Source organism: Streptosporangium sp. 'caverna' (genome assembly GCF_003203775.1).
Taxonomy (GTDB): Bacteria; Actinomycetota; Actinomycetes; order Streptosporangiales; family Streptosporangiaceae; genus Streptosporangium; species Streptosporangium subroseum.
On the sequence record NZ_CP029711.1, the window covers coordinates 4,867,480 to 4,886,066 of the forward strand.

The 18,587-nt window shown below is 70.5% G+C and carries 16 protein-coding genes; 8 read left to right on the top strand and 8 right to left on the bottom strand.

Annotated features, from left to right (window positions below; all coding sequences use genetic code 11):
- Nucleotides 1–253: 253 nt before the first annotated feature.
- A complete protein-coding gene (locus DKM19_RS21450) occupies nt 254–2,512 on the bottom strand; it encodes a cellulose binding domain-containing protein (protein ID WP_110697789.1) in 2,259 nt (752 codons plus the stop codon).
- 413 nt (nt 2,513–2,925) lie between these two features.
- On the opposite strand from DKM19_RS21450, the gene DKM19_RS21455 reads away from it, so the two are divergent.
- From DKM19_RS21455 to DKM19_RS21470, 4 genes are all read left to right on the top strand, one after another.
- Nucleotides 2,926–4,323, top strand: coding sequence for an FAD-binding oxidoreductase (locus DKM19_RS21455; protein ID WP_239514364.1), 1,398 nt, complete (start codon nt 2,926–2,928; stop codon nt 4,321–4,323).
- 125 nt (nt 4,324–4,448) lie between these two features.
- Nucleotides 4,449–4,973, top strand: coding sequence for a GNAT family N-acetyltransferase (locus tag DKM19_RS21460; protein ID WP_239514365.1), 525 nt, complete (start codon nt 4,449–4,451; stop codon nt 4,971–4,973).
- 103 nt (nt 4,974–5,076) lie between these two features.
- A complete protein-coding gene (locus tag DKM19_RS21465; RefSeq protein WP_110697793.1) occupies nt 5,077–5,814 on the top strand; it encodes a sulfite exporter TauE/SafE family protein in 738 nt (245 codons plus the stop codon).
- 145 nt (nt 5,815–5,959) lie between these two features.
- Nucleotides 5,960–7,315 carry a serine hydrolase gene (locus DKM19_RS21470; RefSeq protein ID WP_110697795.1) on the top strand — a complete coding sequence of 452 codons (1,356 nt, stop codon included), beginning with the start codon at nt 5,960–5,962 and terminating at the stop codon, nt 7,313–7,315.
- A 242-nt stretch (nt 7,316–7,557) separates the two neighbouring features.
- Here DKM19_RS21470 and msrA read toward each other — a convergent pair whose 3' ends face one another.
- Nucleotides 7,558–8,079 carry a peptide-methionine (S)-S-oxide reductase MsrA gene (gene msrA / locus DKM19_RS21475; RefSeq protein WP_110697797.1) on the bottom strand — a complete coding sequence of 174 codons (522 nt, stop codon included), beginning with the start codon at nt 8,077–8,079 and terminating at the stop codon, nt 7,558–7,560.
- A 484-nt stretch (nt 8,080–8,563) separates the two neighbouring features.
- On the opposite strand from msrA, the gene DKM19_RS21480 reads away from it, so the two are divergent.
- Together DKM19_RS21480 and DKM19_RS21485 are read left to right on the top strand one after the other, a co-directional pair.
- Nucleotides 8,564–9,586: a Dyp-type peroxidase gene (locus DKM19_RS21480; RefSeq protein WP_110697799.1), complete on the top strand. Its 1,023-nt coding sequence runs from the start codon at nt 8,564–8,566 to the stop codon at nt 9,584–9,586.
- Complete coding sequence (locus DKM19_RS21485) at nt 9,583–10,392, top strand: family 1 encapsulin nanocompartment shell protein (RefSeq protein WP_110697801.1); 810 nt, start codon at nt 9,583–9,585, stop codon at nt 10,390–10,392. The genes DKM19_RS21480 and DKM19_RS21485 overlap by 4 nt, the downstream gene beginning before the upstream one ends.
- Before the next feature lie 132 nt (nt 10,393–10,524).
- Here the strand turns inward: DKM19_RS21485 and DKM19_RS21490 are convergent, their stop codons facing one another.
- Entirely contained in the window at nt 10,525–11,421 is an 897-nt protein-coding gene (locus tag DKM19_RS21490; RefSeq protein ID WP_110697803.1) for a helix-turn-helix transcriptional regulator, read from the bottom strand.
- Nucleotides 11,422–11,502: 81 nt separating this feature from the next.
- Here DKM19_RS21490 and DKM19_RS21495 point away from each other — a divergent pair, with 81 nt between their 5' ends.
- A complete protein-coding gene (locus DKM19_RS21495) occupies nt 11,503–12,495 on the top strand; it encodes an aldo/keto reductase (protein ID WP_110697805.1) in 993 nt (330 codons plus the stop codon).
- Between the two features lie 36 nt (nt 12,496–12,531).
- Here the strand turns inward: DKM19_RS21495 and DKM19_RS21500 are convergent, their stop codons facing one another.
- The 5 genes from DKM19_RS21500 to DKM19_RS21520 form a co-directional block, all read right to left on the bottom strand.
- Nucleotides 12,532–13,260 (bottom strand): MOSC domain-containing protein, encoded by a 729-nt coding sequence (locus DKM19_RS21500; protein ID WP_110697807.1) that lies wholly within the window; start codon nt 13,258–13,260, stop codon nt 12,532–12,534.
- 87 nt (nt 13,261–13,347) lie between these two features.
- Nucleotides 13,348–14,259: a MerR family transcriptional regulator gene (locus DKM19_RS21505; protein WP_110705870.1), complete on the bottom strand. Its 912-nt coding sequence runs from the start codon at nt 14,257–14,259 to the stop codon at nt 13,348–13,350.
- A 146-nt stretch (nt 14,260–14,405) separates the two neighbouring features.
- Nucleotides 14,406–15,209, bottom strand: coding sequence for an ABC transporter permease (locus DKM19_RS21510; RefSeq protein WP_110697809.1), 804 nt, complete (start codon nt 15,207–15,209; stop codon nt 14,406–14,408).
- Nucleotides 15,206–16,177 (bottom strand): ATP-binding cassette domain-containing protein, encoded by a 972-nt coding sequence (locus tag DKM19_RS21515; protein WP_110697811.1) that lies wholly within the window; start codon nt 16,175–16,177, stop codon nt 15,206–15,208. The genes DKM19_RS21510 and DKM19_RS21515 overlap by 4 nt, the downstream gene beginning before the upstream one ends.
- A gap of 109 nt (nt 16,178–16,286) precedes the next feature.
- Nucleotides 16,287–16,832, bottom strand: a complete 546-nt coding sequence (locus DKM19_RS21520) for an EXLDI protein (RefSeq protein WP_110697813.1) — start codon at nt 16,830–16,832, stop codon at nt 16,287–16,289.
- 272 nt (nt 16,833–17,104) lie between these two features.
- On the opposite strand from DKM19_RS21520, the gene DKM19_RS50755 reads away from it, so the two are divergent.
- Entirely contained in the window at nt 17,105–18,574 is a 1,470-nt protein-coding gene (locus DKM19_RS50755; RefSeq protein ID WP_239514466.1) for a GNAT family N-acetyltransferase, read from the top strand.
- The last annotated feature ends 13 nt before the right edge of the window (nt 18,575–18,587 follow it).

Below are 18,587 nucleotides of genomic sequence, written 5' to 3' on the forward strand. Positions count from 1 at the left end.
GGCGAGGGACACGCCGTTCACCGGCTCGCCCGGAGACCTCCTCCAAGATCCCCGGGCGAGCCGGCACGGGCACGGCCGGCGAGACTCCTGCGAACCCCGACCGTGCCGGTTCGGCGCCCTCGCGGGAAACCCCGCCGGGGCGGCTGGTGCCGCATTCCGCACGTGACCCCGGTCGACCTGGGGCGATTACCCGCAGCGCTGAATCAGACATAGCTGCTGACCTTCAACGATGTGGCACGTGCGGAAAACGGGGCTAGCGGACGTAGACGTTGGGCCGGGCCGGGGCCGTCATGCCGGAGCCGATGAAGAAGCTCGGGTGCGGAGGCTGGTTGTAGGCCGTGTTCTGCCAGGCGATCGCGGTGCGGTACTGGACGTCGTGCATGAGAGTGAAGATCCGCCGGTCGGTGACCGCGGTGGTGGAGTAGACGCGGAGCGCGGTGTTGTCGGCGGTCGCCCAGACGACCTCCTCACGCCAGTCGCCCAGCAGGTCACCCGAGAGCGCCGGGGTGGACTTGGTGCCGTTGTTGGAGTGCACCCCGCTCGCGGTCAGCAGGCGGTTGTCGGCGCCGGTGCCGTACTTGTCGATGTGCGTGCCGTCGAGCAGTTCGCGCACCGGATCGGCGTCCCACCAGGTGAGGAAGTTCATCGAGGACGGCTTGCGGCCCACGTTCTGGCCCCTGGTGTTGAGGATCCCGTCCCCGCCCGAGGCCGACCACGACTCGGCTCCGGCGCTGCCGGACCAGATGTCGGCCGACACGCCTCTGCCGTTGTCGCCGCCGGCGGGGGTCTGCCACAGGATCTGCCCGGTGCGGGCGTCGGCCATCCACGAGCTGGGTTTGGAGGCGTCCTCGTCGACCTTGAACACCTCAAGGCCCGCCCTGGAGGGGTCCAGGTCACCGACGTGCATCGCGTCGCCGTGGCCGAGACCGGTGTTCCACAGGCCCCTGCCGTTGTCGTCGAGGGCCATGGCCCCGTAGACGATCTCGTCCCTGCCGTCGCGGTCGACGTCGGCGACCGAGAGCTGATGGTTGCCCTGCCCGGCGTAGGCGGAGTTCCCCGAGGCCGCGGAGTCGAACTTCCAGCGCTGGGTCAGGGCGCCGTCGCGGAAGTCCCAGGCCGCGACGACGGTCCGGGTGTAGTAGCCGCGGGCCATGATCAGGCTGGGGCGCCGGCCGTCCAGGTAGGCGGTCCCGGCCAGGAACCGGTCGACCCGGTTGCCGTAGGAGTCGCCCCAGGAGGAGACCGTGCCGCGGGGCGGGTCGTAGTTCACGGTGGACAGCGCCGCGCCGTTCTGGCCGCCGAACATGGTCAGATACTCCGGGCCCGCCAGGACGTAGCCGCTGGAGTTGCGATGGTCGGCCGTGGAGCTGCCGATCACCCTTCCGGCGCCGTCGACCGTGCCGTCGGCGGTCTTCATCGCGACCTCGGCGTGGCCGTCACCGTCGTAGTCGTAGACCTGGAACTGCGTGTAGTGCGCGCCGGCGCGGATGTTGCGCCCGAGGTTGATCCGCCACATCCGGCCGCCGCCCAGCCGGTAGGCGTCGACGTAGACGTTGCCGGTGTAGCCCGACTGGGAGTTGTCCTTGGCGTTGGAGGGGTCCCACTTGAGGACCATCTCGTAGCGGCCGTCACCGTCGAGGTCGCCCACGCTCACGTCGTTGGCGGCGTAGGTGTAGGCGACGCCGTCCGGTGTGGTCCCGCCCGCCGGGGGCTGGATCGGCACGTCGAGGTAGGTGCCGCCGGTGAAGCGCAGGGAGGGCTCGGAGGCGGCCTGCTCGACGCCGCCGATCACCGGGCGCACGGTGTAGGAGGCGTCCGCCGCGGCGCCCGCGTCGACGTGGTTGGTGGAGGCGGTGACGGGTGAGGAGTTCACCTTGGTCGTGCCCCGGTACAGGTTGAACGCCACGTCCGCCGGGTCGGTGCCCAGCAGCCGCCAGGCGACGAGGTTACCGCTGCCGGAGCGGGCGCTGATCAGCCCCCGGTCGAGGTCCTCCACCTGCCGGGCGTCACCGGCCGGAGGCGTGGGAGTCGGAGTGGGGGTCGGAGGCGCGACCGTGGGGGTGGGCGTCGGGGTCGGTCCTGTCGAGCCGGTGCAGGTCACGCCGTTGAGCGTGAACGCCGCCGGGACGGGATTGGCGGTGTTGTTCCACGAGGCGTTGAAGCCGAACGAGACGGTGGCGTCGGTGGCCAGCGCGGCGTTGTACCCGGCGTCCGCGGCCGTCACCTGGGCGCCGCTCTGGGTGATCGCAGAGTTCCAGGCCTGGGTCACCTGCTGGCCGGCGGTGAAGCCCCAGCCCAGCTTCCAGCCGTTGATCGGGTCACCGAGGTTGGTCACCGCCACGGTGCCGCTGAACCCTCCCGCCCACTGGGTGGAGACGGAGTAGGCGACGCGGCAGCCGGCCGCGGCGGCCTGCGCGACGACGACCGAGGTCGCGGTCGCGGCGATCGCGAGAACGGCCGCCGAGCAGATCACGCGTAAGCGGCGAAGGGACGGTCTTGATGATCCGGACATGCTCTTCCCTATGGTGGGCGAATCGGCGCGCTTCACCGGCCACGATGCTGGAAAGCGCTTTCACGACTCCCATCACATATCGGGAATCCGGCCACCACGCCATCGCCGGGAGTTCGCCGTCCTCCCGCCGGAACGCGCCGACGCCCGGCGCGCGCTCCCGCAGGCTGCGACTATCCGGCGCCCACGCGGCCGGAGACCCCCTCCCGTGGGCGTGAGCGCAGGTGAAACTTTCAGCCGGTCACCGCCCTGGGCGCCGGAAGGCCGGCCGGTGAGCATGCCCAGGTCTGGGCCTCCGCCGGTGATGGCCGGGGAAGCCCTCCCCGAACTTTTTAGTCACGATCATTGACGATCATTGATCGTGACTTTATCGTAGATCTCAGTTGACCCCACCCCCTGACCCGAAGAGGCAGACCGTGCGCAAGATCGTTGCATCCGCCTACGCCACATCGAGGAACGCCTCCACCCCCGCACGCCGTCTGCGCGCAGGCTTCGCCGGCGCCGTACACCTTCCCGGCGAAGCCGGATACGAAGAGCACCGGCGCCCGCTGTTCACCCCGATCGACCAGCGACCCGCGCTGGTGGCCGAGGCGACCAGCGCCGAGGACGTACGGGCGGCGGTCGTGGCGGCTCGGGACGCCGGCCTGACACTGGCCGTGCAGGCGACCGGGCACGGCACCCACGCACCCTGCGACGGCGGCCTGTTGTTGAGGACGTCCCCTATGGGCGGAGTACTCCTCGATCCGCGCCGGCGCATCGCCCGCGTCGGTCCCGGCACCCGATGGGGCCAGGTCATGGCCGCCGCCGAACCGTTCGGGCTGGCCCCTCTGTCGGGCTCGCACGCCGACGTCGGCGTGACCGGATACACCCTCGGCGGCGGCCTGGGATGGCTCTCCCGCGCGTACGGCTTCGCCGCCGACAGCGTGCTGCGCGCCCAGGTCGTCACGGCCGACGGGCGGCTCGTGACCGCCGCTCCCGACAGCCACCCCGATCTGTACTGGGCGCTGCGCGGCGGAGGCGGCAACTTCGGCGTGGTCACCTCACTGGAGTTCCGGCTGCACCCGGTGGCCCAGGTCTTCACGGGCGCCGCCTGTTTCCCGGTCGAACGCGCCGGCGAGATCATGACCTTCTACCGGGACTGGATCACCGGGCTGCCCGACGAGCTCAGCACCGCACTGTCACTGACCTCGATGCCCGACGACCCGGAGCTGCCCCCGCTCGTGCGCGGCCGCCGCGTCCTGCAGCTCAAAGCGCTGTACGCGGGGAGCGCCGACCAGGGCCGGCGGCTGCTGCGGCCGCTGTGGCGAGCCGCGGGCCCGGCGCTCATCGAGGACTTCCGCACCATGCCGTACGCCGAGGCCTCCATGGGCGGCACCGCCCCCGCCCAGGTCGAACTCCTGAAGGAGCTGCCGGACTCGGCGATCGCGGCGATCATGGGCGTCGCCGAGCCGTACGACGGGCCGGCCGTGGAGATCCGGCACTGGGGCGGCGCCATGGGCCGCCCCGGCCCCGACGCCGGCCCGGTCGGCCACCGCGCCACCCGCCTGTCGGTGATCGCCGACGCCGGCTCTCCGGTCCTGGCCGACGCCCTGCGCGCGCACACCAGCGGTGGGGCGTTCCTGAACTTCCTGCACGACCCGGCCCGGACCGCGGACGCCTACACCGCCGCCGACCACCGGCGGCTGAGCGCCGTCAAGCGCCTGTACGACCCCGACAACACCTTCGGCGTCACGCACAACATCCCGCCGGCACCGCTCGCCGCCGCCCGCCCGACGTCATCGAAGTGGGCTCCGTCTCCGACGGTTCCCGCCTGAGAGTCGGCAGGCGATGCCGGCCGTTCGCTTGATGGCGGCGAGCATGAGGTGAGCAGTGCCGGCGGTGTATTCCGGCCGTACCTCTACCCGTATCCAGCAAATCCCCCTTATCCCGTTAAAGTGATTTGCGATCGTCCATCCCGGCCAGCATGCTGGACGTCATGCTGATCAGGGACGCGACGTCCGACGACTGGCCCGCGATCTGGCCCTTCCTCCGCCGGATCGTCGCCGCCGGTGAGACCTTCACCTGGGACCGCGACGTCAGCGAGGAGAGGGCCCGGGCGATGTGGCTCCTGGAGCCCCCGAGCCGCACGGTCGTCGCCGTCGGCCCCGACCAGGTGATCCTGGGCACGGCCAAGATGAACCCCAACCACATGGGGCCCGCCTCCCACATCTCCAGCGCGAGCTTCATGGTCGATCCCGAGCACGCCGGGCGCGGCGTCGGCCGGGCCCTGGGCGAGCACGTCCTGGACTGGGCGCGCGCCGAGGGTTACCGGGCGATGCAGTTCAACGCCGTCGTGGAGACCAACACCCGGGCGGTGGCGCTGTGGCGCTCGCTCGGTTTCGAGGTGCTGGCGACCCTGCCGGAGGGCTTCGCGCACCCGGTCGAGGGCTACGTCGGCCTGCACATCATGTATCGGCCGCTCTGATCGCGCGCGACGGCCGGCGGTCGCCCACCGGGCATCGGGTGAGATCCACGGGCGCAAGACGCGAAGGGCTCTGCGCGCGGGCGGCCCGTGGGCGGCGCATCTGATGCCCCCTCTCGACGCCCTGCAGTGGGCGGTGGCGCTGCTGGCCCTGTTCCTCGTCGGCTTCTCCAAGACCGGCGTCTCCGGCGCGGGGACGGTGGCGGTCGCCCTGTTCGCGTTCGTCCTGCCGACCAGGCTGTCCACGGGCGTCCTGCTGCCGCTGCTGCTCGTCGGCGACGTGGTCGCCGTGGCCGTCTACCGCCGCCACGCGGACTGGCCGAGGCTGCTCAGGCTCTCCCCGTGGGTGGCCGCGGGCGTGGTCGCCGGCGCCCTCGTCGTCGGCTGGGCCGACGACGCCCAGATGAGACGGCTCATCGGCGGGATCCTGCTGGTCATCCTCGCCGTCCACCTGTGGAACCGGCGCCGCGGCCCCGACGCCTCGCTCGCCCACCACCGGCTGATCGCCGCCCTCGCGGGGATCTTCGCCGGCTTCGCCACCATGACCGCCAACGCGGCAGGGCCGATCATGGCCCTCTACCTGCTGGCGGCGGGCCTGCCGATGCTGGGGTTCCTGGGGACCAGCGCGTGGTTCTTCCTCACGCTCAACGCGTTCAAGGTTCCCTTCAGCGTCGCGCTCGGCCTCATCACCCCGGCCACGCTCGCGTTCGGCGCGCTGACGGCCCCCGCCGTCCTCGCCGGGGCGGTGGCCGGCCGAATGATCATCAGCCGTATCGACCGGAAGTTCTTCGAGTGGACCACGGTCGCCCTCACGCTGGTCGCGGCGGTGCGCCTGCTGGTGTGAGAACGGCGACCCGCCGGATCGGCAGGTCAGCGCCGGAACGCCCGACGGCCGCCCCGGCGACGGTGTGGCCCCGGCCGCCGATGCCGGCGGGACTCCAGCGGTACTACCCTGGGGACACTTTGTCGTGCCAAGGAGGAGCCAGCTGATGTCACCGGTTCTGGAGAGTACGGCTCGCGCGCTGCTGCGCAGGGTCGCGGTGGAGCAGGCCGAGTCGCGGATACCGTCCCTGGCGGTGGCCGTGGTGCGTGACGGGCGGCTCGCCTGGTTCGGCTCGCGCGGCCGGGTGGAGGGAGCCGCGCCCACCGAGACCACCCAGTACCGGATCGGATCGATCACCAAGAGCATGGTCGCCACCGTGGTCATGCGGCTGCGCGACGAGGGCCGCGTGGACCTGCTCGACCCGATCGCCAAGCACATCCCCGGCATCCCGGTCGGCGAGGTGACCGTCGCCCAGCTGCTGTCGCACACCTCCGGACTGAGCGCCGAGTCGCCCGGCCCGTGGTGGGAGCGGACCCCGGGCATGCCGGTGGAGGAGCTCATCGGCCTGCTCGGCCCCGAGACCGCCCGGCACCGGCCTGGGCGCCGCTACCACTACTCCAACCTGGGATTCGGCCTGCTGGGCGAGCTGGTCGCCCGGCACCGGGACATGAACTGGGCGCAGGCCGTACAGCAGGAGATCCTGCGGCCGCTGGGCATGGACGACACCACGCCCCGGCCGCGCGCCCCGCACGCCACCGGCTACGCCGTGCACCCGTGGGCCGACGTGCTGCTGCCCGAGCCCGAGCACGACGCGGTCGCCATGGCCCCGGCGGGGCAGCTCTGGTCCACCCCCGCCGACCTCGCCCGGTGGGCGGCGTTCGTGGCCGGAGACACCGGCGGCGTGCTCGATCCGGCCACGGTGGCCGAGATGCGCGAGCCCGCGACCGTCGACGACGGCGACGCCTGGACCGGCGGGTACGGCCTGGGCCTGCAGCTCACCCGCGCGGGCGGCCGCCGCCTGGCCGGGCACACCGGCTCCATGCCGGGCTTCCTGGCCACCGTGTGGGCCGACCCCTCCGACAGGGTCGGGGTGCTTTTCATGGCCAACTCCACCTCGGGGATGAGCCGGGGCCTGCTGACCGACCTGCTGGCCATCCTCGACGAGCACGAGCCGCGCCTGCCCGCCGAATGGGAGCCCGCCGGAGCCGACGCGGGCCTGCTGGAGCTGACCGGCCCGTGGTACTGGGGGCCCAGCGCGTACGCGCTGCGGCTGCTGCCGCAGGGAGACGTATCCCTCAACCCGGTCGCCGGCACCGGCCGTGCCTCCCGGTTCGCCGCCCAGGACGACGGGACCTGGCTCGGGCTGGACGGCTACTACGCCGGCGAGATCCTGCGCGTGGTCCGCCGGGCCGACGGCTCGCTCAGCCACCTGGACCTCAACACCTTCGTCTTCACCCGGACCCCCTACGACCCCGCGGCCGAGGTGCCCGGCGGGGTGGACCCCGGCGGCTGGCGCGGCTGAGCGGCGAGCGCCCCGGCCGGGCCCGCGGGCCCGCCGTAAGGATCGTGCCGGCGGCCGCGACGATCTTCCATCCGCCGTGGTCCGGCGCTCGGTGAGCCGGAACGCCACCGCGGCGGCCGGGAACGGCGCCGTCGCCTCGACCGCCGCATGGGCCGTACGGTGCCGGTCGCCGAGGTCGTTCCCGGCGGGCGCTCCGGCCACCGCCGCGCGGGTCGCGGTGGTGGCCGCGGTATCCGGCCTTTTTAGTGGCTGACCTTCTCGTCCCGGTGCGGGAGCTTCCAGTTGGGCCGCACGAAGTGGCACGTGTAGCCGTTGGGGTAGTGCTCGAGATAGTCCTGGTGCTCGGGTTCGGCCTCCCAGAAGGGCCCGGCCGGCTCAACCTCGGTGACGACCTTGGCCGGCCAGAGGCCGGAGGCGTCGACATCGGCGATCGTGTCCTCCGCGACCTTCTTCTGCTCGTCGTTCGTGTAGAAGATGGCCGACCGGTAGCTGAGCCCTATGTCGTTTCCCTGGCGGTTCTTCGTCGTGGGGTCGTGGACCTGGAAGAAGAACTCGAGAAGGTCCCGGTAGGAGATCTTCTCCGGGTCGAAGACGATCTCGATCGACTCGGCGTGGGACCCGTGGTTCCTGTAGGTCGCGTTGGGCACGTCCCCGCCCGTATAACCGACCCTGGTGGAGATCACGCCCGGGCGTTTGCGGATGAGGTCCTGCATTCCCCAGAAGCAGCCTCCGGCGAGGATCGCGACTTCAGTCGTTCCGGTCATCACTGTGCTCCTTCGTCTGAGTGCCCGAACAGTCTGCGGTACGCGCCGTGGCCTTCGCCCTCCGGCCCCCGCCCAGCCGGACGGGGCCGGGAGTGGCCGGGCCGATGCGGTCTCCCTCAGACCAGGCGAGATACCATTTCACTGCAAGCCGTACTGAACGCGGTGATCGCTCACGTCGCGTCGCCCACCACGCAGTATGAGACTAACCATGCTATAACGCACCCCTGCTCGGCGACGGTGCCGTGGCCACGGCACGTGTCAGACAAGGGGAAGCCGTCCCTTCCAGCGGGGTGGGAGGGCAGTGCGTCGTCGATCCCGGGGCGGTCGGCCCCCGTGAAGCGTCGTCGGCCTGCCGCCGGTGAGGGCGGTCCTCCGGACGGTGAGGACGCGCCGATGGGCGGCCTACCCTGCCCCACTACACTTTCCGGACATCACCATCGGAGTTTCCGGACACCAGCACCAGAAAGGCGGGGCGGGTAAGAGCATGACGCAACCGGTCGTCTCGCAGGCGGTCCTCAAACCGCTCACCAACGCCGCCCTCTTCCTGGTGGTGACCGTCGACGCCGGCGGCGAGCCCGTCGTGCGAGAACTGCTGCCCGACGTGGCCGGTCTGGTGCGATCGGTGGGTTTCCGGGTCCCCGAGGCCGGGCTCACCTGCGTCACCGGCATCGGCTCGGCACTCTGGGACCGGCTCTTCGACGGGCCGCGCCCGGCGGAGCTGCACCCCTTCCGCGCACTGGAGGGAGCCGTGCACCGCGCCGTCTCCACCCCGGGCGACCTGCTCTTCCACATCCGCGCCGCCCGGATGGACCTGTGTTTCGAGCTGGCGGCCCAGCTCACCCGCCGGCTGGCGGGCGCGGTGACCGTACAGGACGAGGTGCACGGATTCCGCTACTTCGACGACCGCGACCTCCTCGGCTTCGTGGACGGCAGTGAGAACCCCACCGGCCCGGCCGCCCAGGTCGCGGTCATGATCGGCGCGGAGGATCCCGGCTTCGCCGGGAGCAGCTACGTCGTCGTGCAGAAATACCTGCACGACCTCACCGCCTGGGAGACGCTGACCGTGGAGGCGCAGGAGCGGGCGGTCGGGCGCACCAAGCTGTCCAACATCGAACTGCCCGACGAGCTCAAACCCTCCGACTCACACGTGGCGCTGAACACCGTCCTCGACCCCGACGGCACCGAGCGGCAGATCCTGCGCGACAACATGGCCTTCGGCTCGGTGGGCAGGGGCGAGTTCGGCACCTACTTCATCGGCTACTCCGCCACCCCGAGCGTCACCGAGCGGATGCTGGAGAACATGTTCATCGGCGACCCGCCGGGCAACCACGACCGGCTCCTGGACTTCTCCACCGCGGTGACCGGGACGCTGTTCTTCGTGCCCACCGCCGACTTCCTCGACGACCTTCCCCAAGCCCCCGCGCCACGGGCACAACAGGTGCCCGAACCACCCGTGTACGAGGGGTCGCTGGGCATCGGCGACCTGAAGAGGAGTCCCGCACGATGAACAATCTGCACCGCGAACTGGCGCCCATCTCCGCGGCGGCCTGGGCCGACCTGGAGGACGAGGCCCGGCGCACCTTCAAGCGGCACCTCGCCGGCCGCAGGGTCGTCGACGTGCCGGACCCGGGGGGCATCACCCTGTCGTCGGTCCCCACCGGCCATCTCGCCCCGATCGAGCCGCCCTCCGAGGGGGTGGTCTCCCACTCCCGCACCTCGATGCCGATCGTCGAGCTGCGCGTGCCGTTCACCCTGGACCGGCGGGCGATCGACGACGTCGAGCGCGGCGCCCGCGACGCCGACTGGCAGCCGGTGAAGGACGCCGCCAAGCAGATGGCGTTCGCCGAGGACCGGGTGGTGTTCGAGGGATACGCCGCGGCCGGGATCGAGGGGATCAGGCAGGCCTCCACCAACCCGGTGCTCAGCCTGCCCGAGGACGTACGGGCCTACCCGAACACCGTCAGCCGGGCGGTGAGCGCCCTGCGGCTGGCCGGAGTGGACGGGCCGTACTCGCTGGTGCTCAGCGCCGACGCCTACACCGCCGTCAACGAGACCTCCGACCACGGTTACCCGATCCACGAGCACCTCACCAGGGTGATCGACGGAGAGATCATCTGGGCGCCCGCCATCGACGGCGCGTTCCTGCTGTCCGCCCGCGGCGGTGACTTCGCCCTGCACCTGGGCCAGGACCTCTCCATCGGCTACCTGTCGCACGACGCCGACGGGGTGCGGCTCTACCTCCAGGAGTCGCTGACCTTCCTGGACTACACCGGCGAGGCCGGCGTGGCGCTCACCTCGCCCGGCTCCGCCTGACCTCCGCCTGACCTGAGCGCCTCGGATGCCCGGACGGATGCCCGGACGGATGCCCGGACGGATGCCCGGCGCCGTCTCGGCATCCGGGTTCCGGCGCGGCGTGAGAGCGCCGTCTCACGGGGATGGGCGCGTTCAGGCTCGCAGCGCCTTCCGGAAAGCGACCGGATCTGCGGGGATCATCACGACAAGGGTCTGACCCGGGGCGCTGTGCAGCGTGATCAGTTCATTGAAGAATTCCATGTCGCCGAAACCCGGGTGGCGCAGGATCTTTCTTTCATGGAGCCAGGTAGAGACCCGGTGCTCTCGCCACAGGCGATTGAACAGCGCACTTTCGTCATTCAGCTCCGCGACGAGTTCGGCGAGGCGGGGATGGTCCGGGGTGCGGCCGGCGTCGATTCTCAGCATGCCGATCATTTCGGTGGCCGCATCCTCCCAGCTTCGGCCGTAGAGTTCGCGCGCCGCCGACGACAGGAGCATCCATCTGAGGCCGTTGCGTTCACGCGCGGGCATGACATTGAAGTCGGCGAACAGAAATGACGCCGCCCTGTTCGCGGTGATGACATCGATGAATGGGCCGAACAGTATGGCGGGAGTGTCGCCCAGCAGATCGAGCACACGCTGCACCTTGCGGTCGACGGTCCTGCGTGCGGGTGCGCCCGGCGAGGTCCCGTCGGCGTCGGCGATCCCGGCGAGGGTGTACAGATGTGACCGTTCGTCGGCCGTCAGGCGCAACGCCCCCGCCACGCCGTCGAGCACGGCTCGCGAAGCCGTCCGCTGACGCCCCTGCTCAAGCCGTGTGTAGTAGTCGGGGCTCACCCCGGCGAGCTGCGCGATCTCCTCTCTGCGCAGACCGGGCACGCGCCGGCGGTCGGCGGTGGGCAGGCCGACGTCGTGCGGTTCGACCTGAGCGCGTCGGGTGCGCAGGAACGCCCCCAGCGCGACGTTCCTGGTCCCGGTCACCGCCGCCGCCCCGACAAAATGATCATCAATCCATGGTAGCACTGGCATTCCTAGGCATCGCGAGGCCATTTAACGTATGGCCTCACGTCCGGAGAGCTGTTTTCCTGTTTCTGCACCGAGCGGACGACCGCCAATGAAACGGGTAATGACATGGAAGAGCGTAAGGTCGGAAATCTTGGTCTGACATCCTCGATTGTCGGGCTGGGATGCATGGGAATGACGGGGGCATACGGCGCCGCGGACGAAAGCGAATCGATCGCCACGATACGACGAGCCCTTGAGCTGGGCGTCGAGATGTTCGACACGGCCGATGTGTACGGCCCCTTTTCCGGTGAGAAATTGCTCGGCCGGGCACTGAAGGGACGTCGCGACGAGGCCGTGATAGCGACGAAGTTCGGCGGGGCGGAAATGGACGACACCGGAAACGTCCTCGGAGGCCCGAACGGTCGTCCGGATTATGTGCGGTCCAGTGTCGAGCGTTCGCTGCGTCATCTGAACACCGATCGGATCGATCTTTACTACCAGCACAGGGTCGATCCCCAGGTGCCCGTGGAAGAGACCTTCGGCGCCCTGGGTGAGCTGGTCGCAGCCGGAAAGATCCGTCATCTCGGTATCTGCGAGGCGGCGGCGGACACCATCCGCCGCGCCCATGCGAGCGCGCCGCTGTCGGCGGTCGAGACGGAATACTCGCTGTTCAGCCGGCAGGTGGAGACGAACGGCGTGCTCGCGACGGTCCGGGAGCTGGGCATCGGCTTCGTCGCCTACGCACCGCTCGGCCGCGGGTTCCTCACCGGGACCGTCCGGTCGGCCGGCGAGATCCCGAAGACGGACCTGCGGCACGCCTTCCCGCGGTTCCAGGACGGATCGCTCGACAGCAACCTCACGCTGCTGGAGAAGGTCGAGACCATCGCCACCGCGATGGGGGTGTCGCCGGGACAGCTCGCCCTCGCCTGGGTTCTGTCACGTGGCGACGACGTCATCGCCATCCCCGGCACTCGCGTGCGGACTCACCTGGAGGAGAACGTCACCGCGGCGGCACTGCGCCTGCGGCAGGAGACGCTCCACGACCTGGATCGGGCGGTGCCGGCGGACGCCGTCACGGGAGATCGCCGTGCTCCCGCCGACACCGGCATCGAGGAGTGACGGCGCGGCGACCGGGTACGGGGTCTCGGCGTGACCTCAGCCGATCGTGGCCGCGTCGCCGACGCGCACGACTCCCGGGCCGGTCACCCGCATGATCACACCGAACTTGTTGTCGTGCTCGACGATGAGGTGTTTCTGCAGCTGCGGCCAGCGCTCGCGGCCGTGGGGATCCCAGCTGGGCACCGCGCATCGGATGCACGGGCCCGAGTTCTCACCCGTCACCTCCAGGACGGCCTCGCCCACCGTGATCGTGGTCCCCTCGCCGAAGGACTCCTCCGCGAACACGGGCGCGTCGAGATCCAGATGCACGTTCGGGCGGAACCGCAGTAGATCGACCTCCGCTCCGAGCTCGGCCTCCAGAGCGCGCCGGGACGCTTCGAAGGTCACCAGGACGGTCGGGCCGCGATCCTGCTGGCCGTCGGCCGCGCGCATCGACAACGGGATGCCGTAGGACTCCGAAAGCGCGGCGGGCAGATCGGGATCGTCCCACGCCCACGCCGCGCCGCCGGCGGAGTACAGCACCGGCAGGCCCGGCGGTTCGGGAGAACCGTCGCAGGTGGCGGGGTAGGACGCCTCCCAGGCGAGCATGCCGGGCGACTGCCGTACGGTCAGCCGGCTGCCCACGTGGTTGGGCCGCTCGTCGATGAGCGCGTACGCCCGGTCGCCGGCCAGCCCGCGATGATCGAGAAGAGCCACGGGGACACGTTCGCCCCGCAGCGACTTCACGGGCCAGCGATAGAGACTGTCGACGATTCCCCGATACATGTCTCGATCCTACGGTCCAGATCAGAAGGTCGTCGCCGGGCCCGCCGGTGCGAGACGGCGGCCGCTCCGGCGGACCTGCGGCCGTGGTCAGCCGTGGGCGCGCAGGGCGGCGATCACCCAGTTGAAGGCGGGAACGACCGAGGGGAACGGCTCTCGGTCGTTGAGGACGCTCAGCAGCAGCCAGTAGCGCTCCACCTGGGCGTCGGCGAGGATCCGGAGCCGCTCACGCAGCTCGGCGCGTTCCCCGGCCGACAGCCGGGGCTCGATGATGCGGCCCAGGATGAGCCCGCCCTCGGCCGACTCCGGCGCGATCTTGTCGGCCAGGGCCCGGCCGGCCTTCTCCAGCACCCGCCGCCGCAGGTCGAAACCGGCCTCGACCTGCGGCTCGGACGAACCACTGAGCACGATCTTCCGCAATCGCAGCCGGAAGTCCTCGTCGGCGACCAGCTCTGCCAGCTCCACCCAGGCGTCGACCTGGTCCGGCGTCGGATCGTCGGGCAGCTCACCGGGCAGCTCCCGCATCCACCCGGCGACGATCACGGCGTCGTCGTCGAGGTCGATCCCGGCGAAGAGGCTCTCGACGAAGTCGTCGATGACCTGCTGCCGCTCCCGGGCGGACAGCTGGGCGAATTTGTGCATGATCAGTGTCTCCTCTGTCGTGCTGCCGCGTCTGGCGACCGTACGGAGCACGGCGCGGCGAAGTTTCAGGGTCCGGATCTCCGCGTCCAGCGCCCGGGCGTGCGTCTGTGCCACCTCGGCCACCGTGATCTGCCGCGCCAGGATCTCCTGGATGGTCTCCAGGCCGATGCCGAGCTCGCGCAGCGTCCGGACGAGGTCGAACCGGGCGACGGCCGTCGCGTCGTACAGGCGGTACCCGCCGGTGGAACGGACGGGAGGTGGCACCACACCGCTGTCGGACCAGAAGCGGATCGTGTGCACCGACAGGCCGGTACGGCGAGCGAGCCGGCCGATCGTGTAAAGCTCTGTGCTGTCACTCACGAGAAGAATCTGCACATTCGAGCCACTCGAGAGTCAAGCCGCAGAGCCCATGATCACACCAACCGCAGCTCAGCACGGGTGAGCCCCCGCACGCCCTCCGCGTCAGAAGGAAGAACGATCACGGAGGAGGGGGTGCGGGAGCCGGATCACTGGCTGACCGCCCTCTTGTAGAGCCGGATGGACAGGGGCACGAAGACGACCAGGAGCAGCGCCGACCAGAGCAGCGCCGCCGTCACCGCGTGCTGGAGCGGCCAGGCGCCGGGCACCGGCATGGCCGCGTTGGTGTTGCCGAAGAGCTCGCGAGCGGCCTGGATGACCGTGGAGACGGGGTTCCACTCGGCGACGGCCTGCAGCGGCCCGGGCAGGCGGGTGCTGTCGACGAAGGCGTTGGACAGGAAGACCAGCGGCAGCGACACGATGGTGGCGATGTTGTTGAAGACCTCGGGCTTGCGCAGGGCCAGCGCGACCGTCGCGGTCACCCACGAGAACGCGTACGCGAACAGCAGGAGCAGCAGGAAGCCCAGCACGGCCTGGTGCGGTGGCGTGTGGATGCGCCAGCCGACGGCCAGCCCGACGAGGGTCATCGCGATGACGGTGCTGGCGTTCATGAGGACGTCGCTGGAGGTCTGGCCGGTCAGCACCGCCGACGGGGCCATGGGCAGCGTGCGGAACCTGTCGAAGATGCCTTTCTGCAGGTCCAGGGTGAGCGTGTAGCCGGTGATCTGCGCGCTCGTCACGATCGTCTGGACGAAGATCCCCGGGATCATGTACTCCTGGTACGACATGCCCGGCAGGTCGATCATGCTGCCGAAGACGTACGCGAACAGCAGCACGAACACGATCGGGAGGATGATCACGCCGCCCAGCAGGTCGGGCGCTCGCTTGATCTTGAGGACGTTGCGCCTGGTGATCGTCATACCGTCGGCGACCGCCATCTGGAGGGCGTTCATCGGCTCTGCTCCTTCGTCATGACCGGTTCGCCGGTCTGGTGTCCGGTGAGGGTCAGGAACACCTCGTCCAGCGTCGGCCGCCGCAGTCCGGCGTCGCGTACGTCGACGCGTTCCGCGGCCAGGTGGCCCAGGGCCGCGGTGAGGGAGGCCGTGCCGTCGCTGACCGGGATCGTCAGCTGGAAGGTGGCGTCGTCGGCCCGTATTTCCCCCACCGCCATGGGTACCAGCGCGCTCCGTACGGCGTGCAGGTCGGCGGCGCTGGTCATGGTCAGCTCGATGCGGTCTCCGCCGACCTGGTCCTTGAGCTCGTCGGCGGTGCCGAGCGCGATCACGCGGCCGTGGTCGACCACCGCGATCGCCCTGGCCAGCCGGTCGGCCTCCTCCAGATACTGCGTGGTGAGCAGCACGGTGGTGCCGTCGGCGACGAGTTCGGAGATGACGTCCCACAGGCTCGTGCGGGCTCGGGGGTCGAGGCCGGTGGTGGGCTCGTCGAGGAACAGCACCGGCGGGGCGGCGACCAGTGCTCCGGCCAGGTCGAGGCGGCGTCGCATGCCGCCGGAGTAGCCCTGCACGGGGCGGTCGGCCGCCTCGGTCAGGTCGAAGCGTTCCAGCAGCTCGCGGGCCCGCTGCCTGCTGTGTTTGGCGCCGAGGTGGTAGAGGCGGCCGACCATCTCCAGGTTCTCGGCGCCGGTGAGGTGGTCGTCGACGGCGGCGTACTGGCCGGAGGCGCCGATGTGGGCGCGCAACCGGTGCGCGTCGGCGACGACGTCGAACCCGGCGACCGTGGCGCGGCCGGCGTCCGGTTTCAGCAGGGTGGTCAGGATCCGCACGGCCGTGGTCTTGCCTGCGCCGTTGGGGCCGAGCAGACCGAACACGGTGCCCTCGGGGACGGACAGGTCCATCCCGTCGAGGGCGACCACGTCGCCGTACTTCTTGACCAGCCCTTCGGCCATGATGGCGGGGGGCATGCGGTTTCTCCTTCGCTGGTGGTGAGTTCGCTTGTGCTGGGGACATGAGGGCATGACGGGATGGCGGGCGGTCGCCTGCCGACCGTCCGGTGGCGTTCGCCGGATGGGGCTAGATGTCGAGGTCCTCCACGATGGGACGCTCGGCCAGGTCGGCGATCAGGTCGTAGAACTCGTCGGGGACCTTGCCGCGCAGCATCTCGATGGTCTCCACGACCTCAAGCGTGGCCTCGCCTTGGACGAAGCCCCAGCTCGAGTCGTCCAGGCCGAGATAGCTCCGCCACGCGCCGCGGGACAGCAGGCCCTCCAGCCAGTTGTCGGATTCCGACGTCAGGCTGTCGGTCCAGTCGGGCGAGCGGTTCACGTGCAGGACGTACTTGTCCTTGCGGGATCGGTACACCCGGAACATCTCCATCCGGCTGCCCGTCGTGCGTCCCCACTCGCCGAGCAGCACCCCGGAGAAGCGCTGCTTGCGGCCCGTGCCCGGGCCGACCTGCACGATGATCTCGTCGTAGCCCTCTTTTCTGCCCTCCTCCATTTCGACGTAGCGCCGCAGCGCCACGCTGATCGCCGTTGACAGCTTGCCTCCGGCGAGCTCCTGCGCCCGCTGGAACAGCGGCAGGTCCTCGTCCGAGACGTAGATCGTTTTATTGGGCATCGTTCCATCCTCATCCCGTATACGTATAAGAATACGTATAGAACGCGGCGGTCGGCAAGACCCGCGAACCATCGGGTGCGGGCGGGACCGGCTGGAGGTGGCCGGCCTGGACGGCCTGGCCCGGCGCGCCTACGGGCCGCCCTTTTCCGTACTGACCGGCCAACGCCCCCATCACGTCCACATGGTGGCGCTGAGACATATTCGAGTGGACCTCGGCGAGGGGAGCACGCAAGACTGTGACCTCGCGACCAGAGGAGCACGCGTTGCCTGAGGTGACGGTCATCGAGGTGCCGCAGTGGCAGGGGTCGGGCTCGGCCACCGCGGCACGGCTGGCGGAGGGCGCCGCCCTGCTGGCCGCCCTGATCCCCGACGCCGAACGGACGCGGGTGCAGGTCGCCGGGACCCTGAAAGAGACCGCCGAGCGGACCCGTACGGCACTGGAACGGGCACGGGACGGATTCGTGATCACCGTCGGCGGAGACTGCGGCGTGGAACTCGAACCGATCGCGGCGGCACTGCGCCGGTACGGCGAGCGGCTGACGGTGGTGTGGTTCGACGCGCACGCCGATCTCAACACCCCCTCCTCGTCCCCCTCCGGCGCCTTCCACGGCATGGTGCTGCGCACGCTGCTCGGCGACGGCCCGCCGGACCTGGTGCCCGATCGGGTGCTCCGGCCGCAACAGGTCGTCCTGGCCGGGGTCCGGGCGCTCGATCCCGCCGAGTCCGATTTCATCCAGGCGGCGGGAATCGCCGACGTGTCCGCACTCGGTGAGAGCGCCACGGTGCTGTACATCCACATCGACCTCGACGTCCTGGACCCGGGCTCCTTCGGCTCCGTCGGCACACCGGAGCCCGCAGGCCTGCTCCCCGGAGAGCTCGTCGACCAGGTCGCCGCCCTCGCCGAGCGATTCGAGATCGTCGGGCTGGGCCTCACCGAGTACGAACCCGCCCGCCCGCAAGACCACGATCTGCTCACCACGCTGGTTCCCCGGCTGGCGGGACTCTGCCGGATCTCGGGCGCCCGGCAGGTCGAGCGCCGCGCCGCCCGGGTCTGGCCGGCGTCGAACGTCGAAGAACACGAGGGCTGGCTGCTCCGCCACACACCGGGGGTGAAACGGAAGCGCTGGAACTCCGCGCTGCCCCCGCTCCACCGCGCGACCGGCGTCGAACGCGTGGAGCAGTTCTACCGGGAGCGTGAAACCCCCCTGCGCGTCCACGTGAGCCCCGCCGAACACCACCGCGACCTGGACGCGTTCCTGGCCGCCCGCGGCTACCGGATCGAGGGCGAGACGGCGGTGCTCACCGCCTCCACCGGGGAAGTGATCGCCGCCACAGCCTCGGACGTCACGGTCGAGGCCGTGACCGACCGCGACGAATGGCCGAAGATCTTCACCGACCTGGACGATCACCTCGACAGCGCGGTCGTCGGCGGGACCGTCCTCCCCCACACCGCCGAACCCGCCGCTTTCCTGACCGTCTCCGACGGCGGGCGCGTCGCCGGGATGGGACTGTTCGTGGCCGACGAGGGCTGGGCGGGGATCTTCAGCATGGCGACCCGTCCCGAGCACCGGCGCCGGGGCATCGCCACCGCCCTCCTGGGGGCCGGCGCCCGCTGGGCGGCCGAGCAGGGAGCCGACCGGCTCTACCTCCAGGTGGAACAGGACAACGAAACGGCCCGCCGGCTGTACGACCGGGCCGGGTTCACGTGCTCACACACCTACCACTACCGCACCCGCCCCTGAGGCCCTCCCCCGC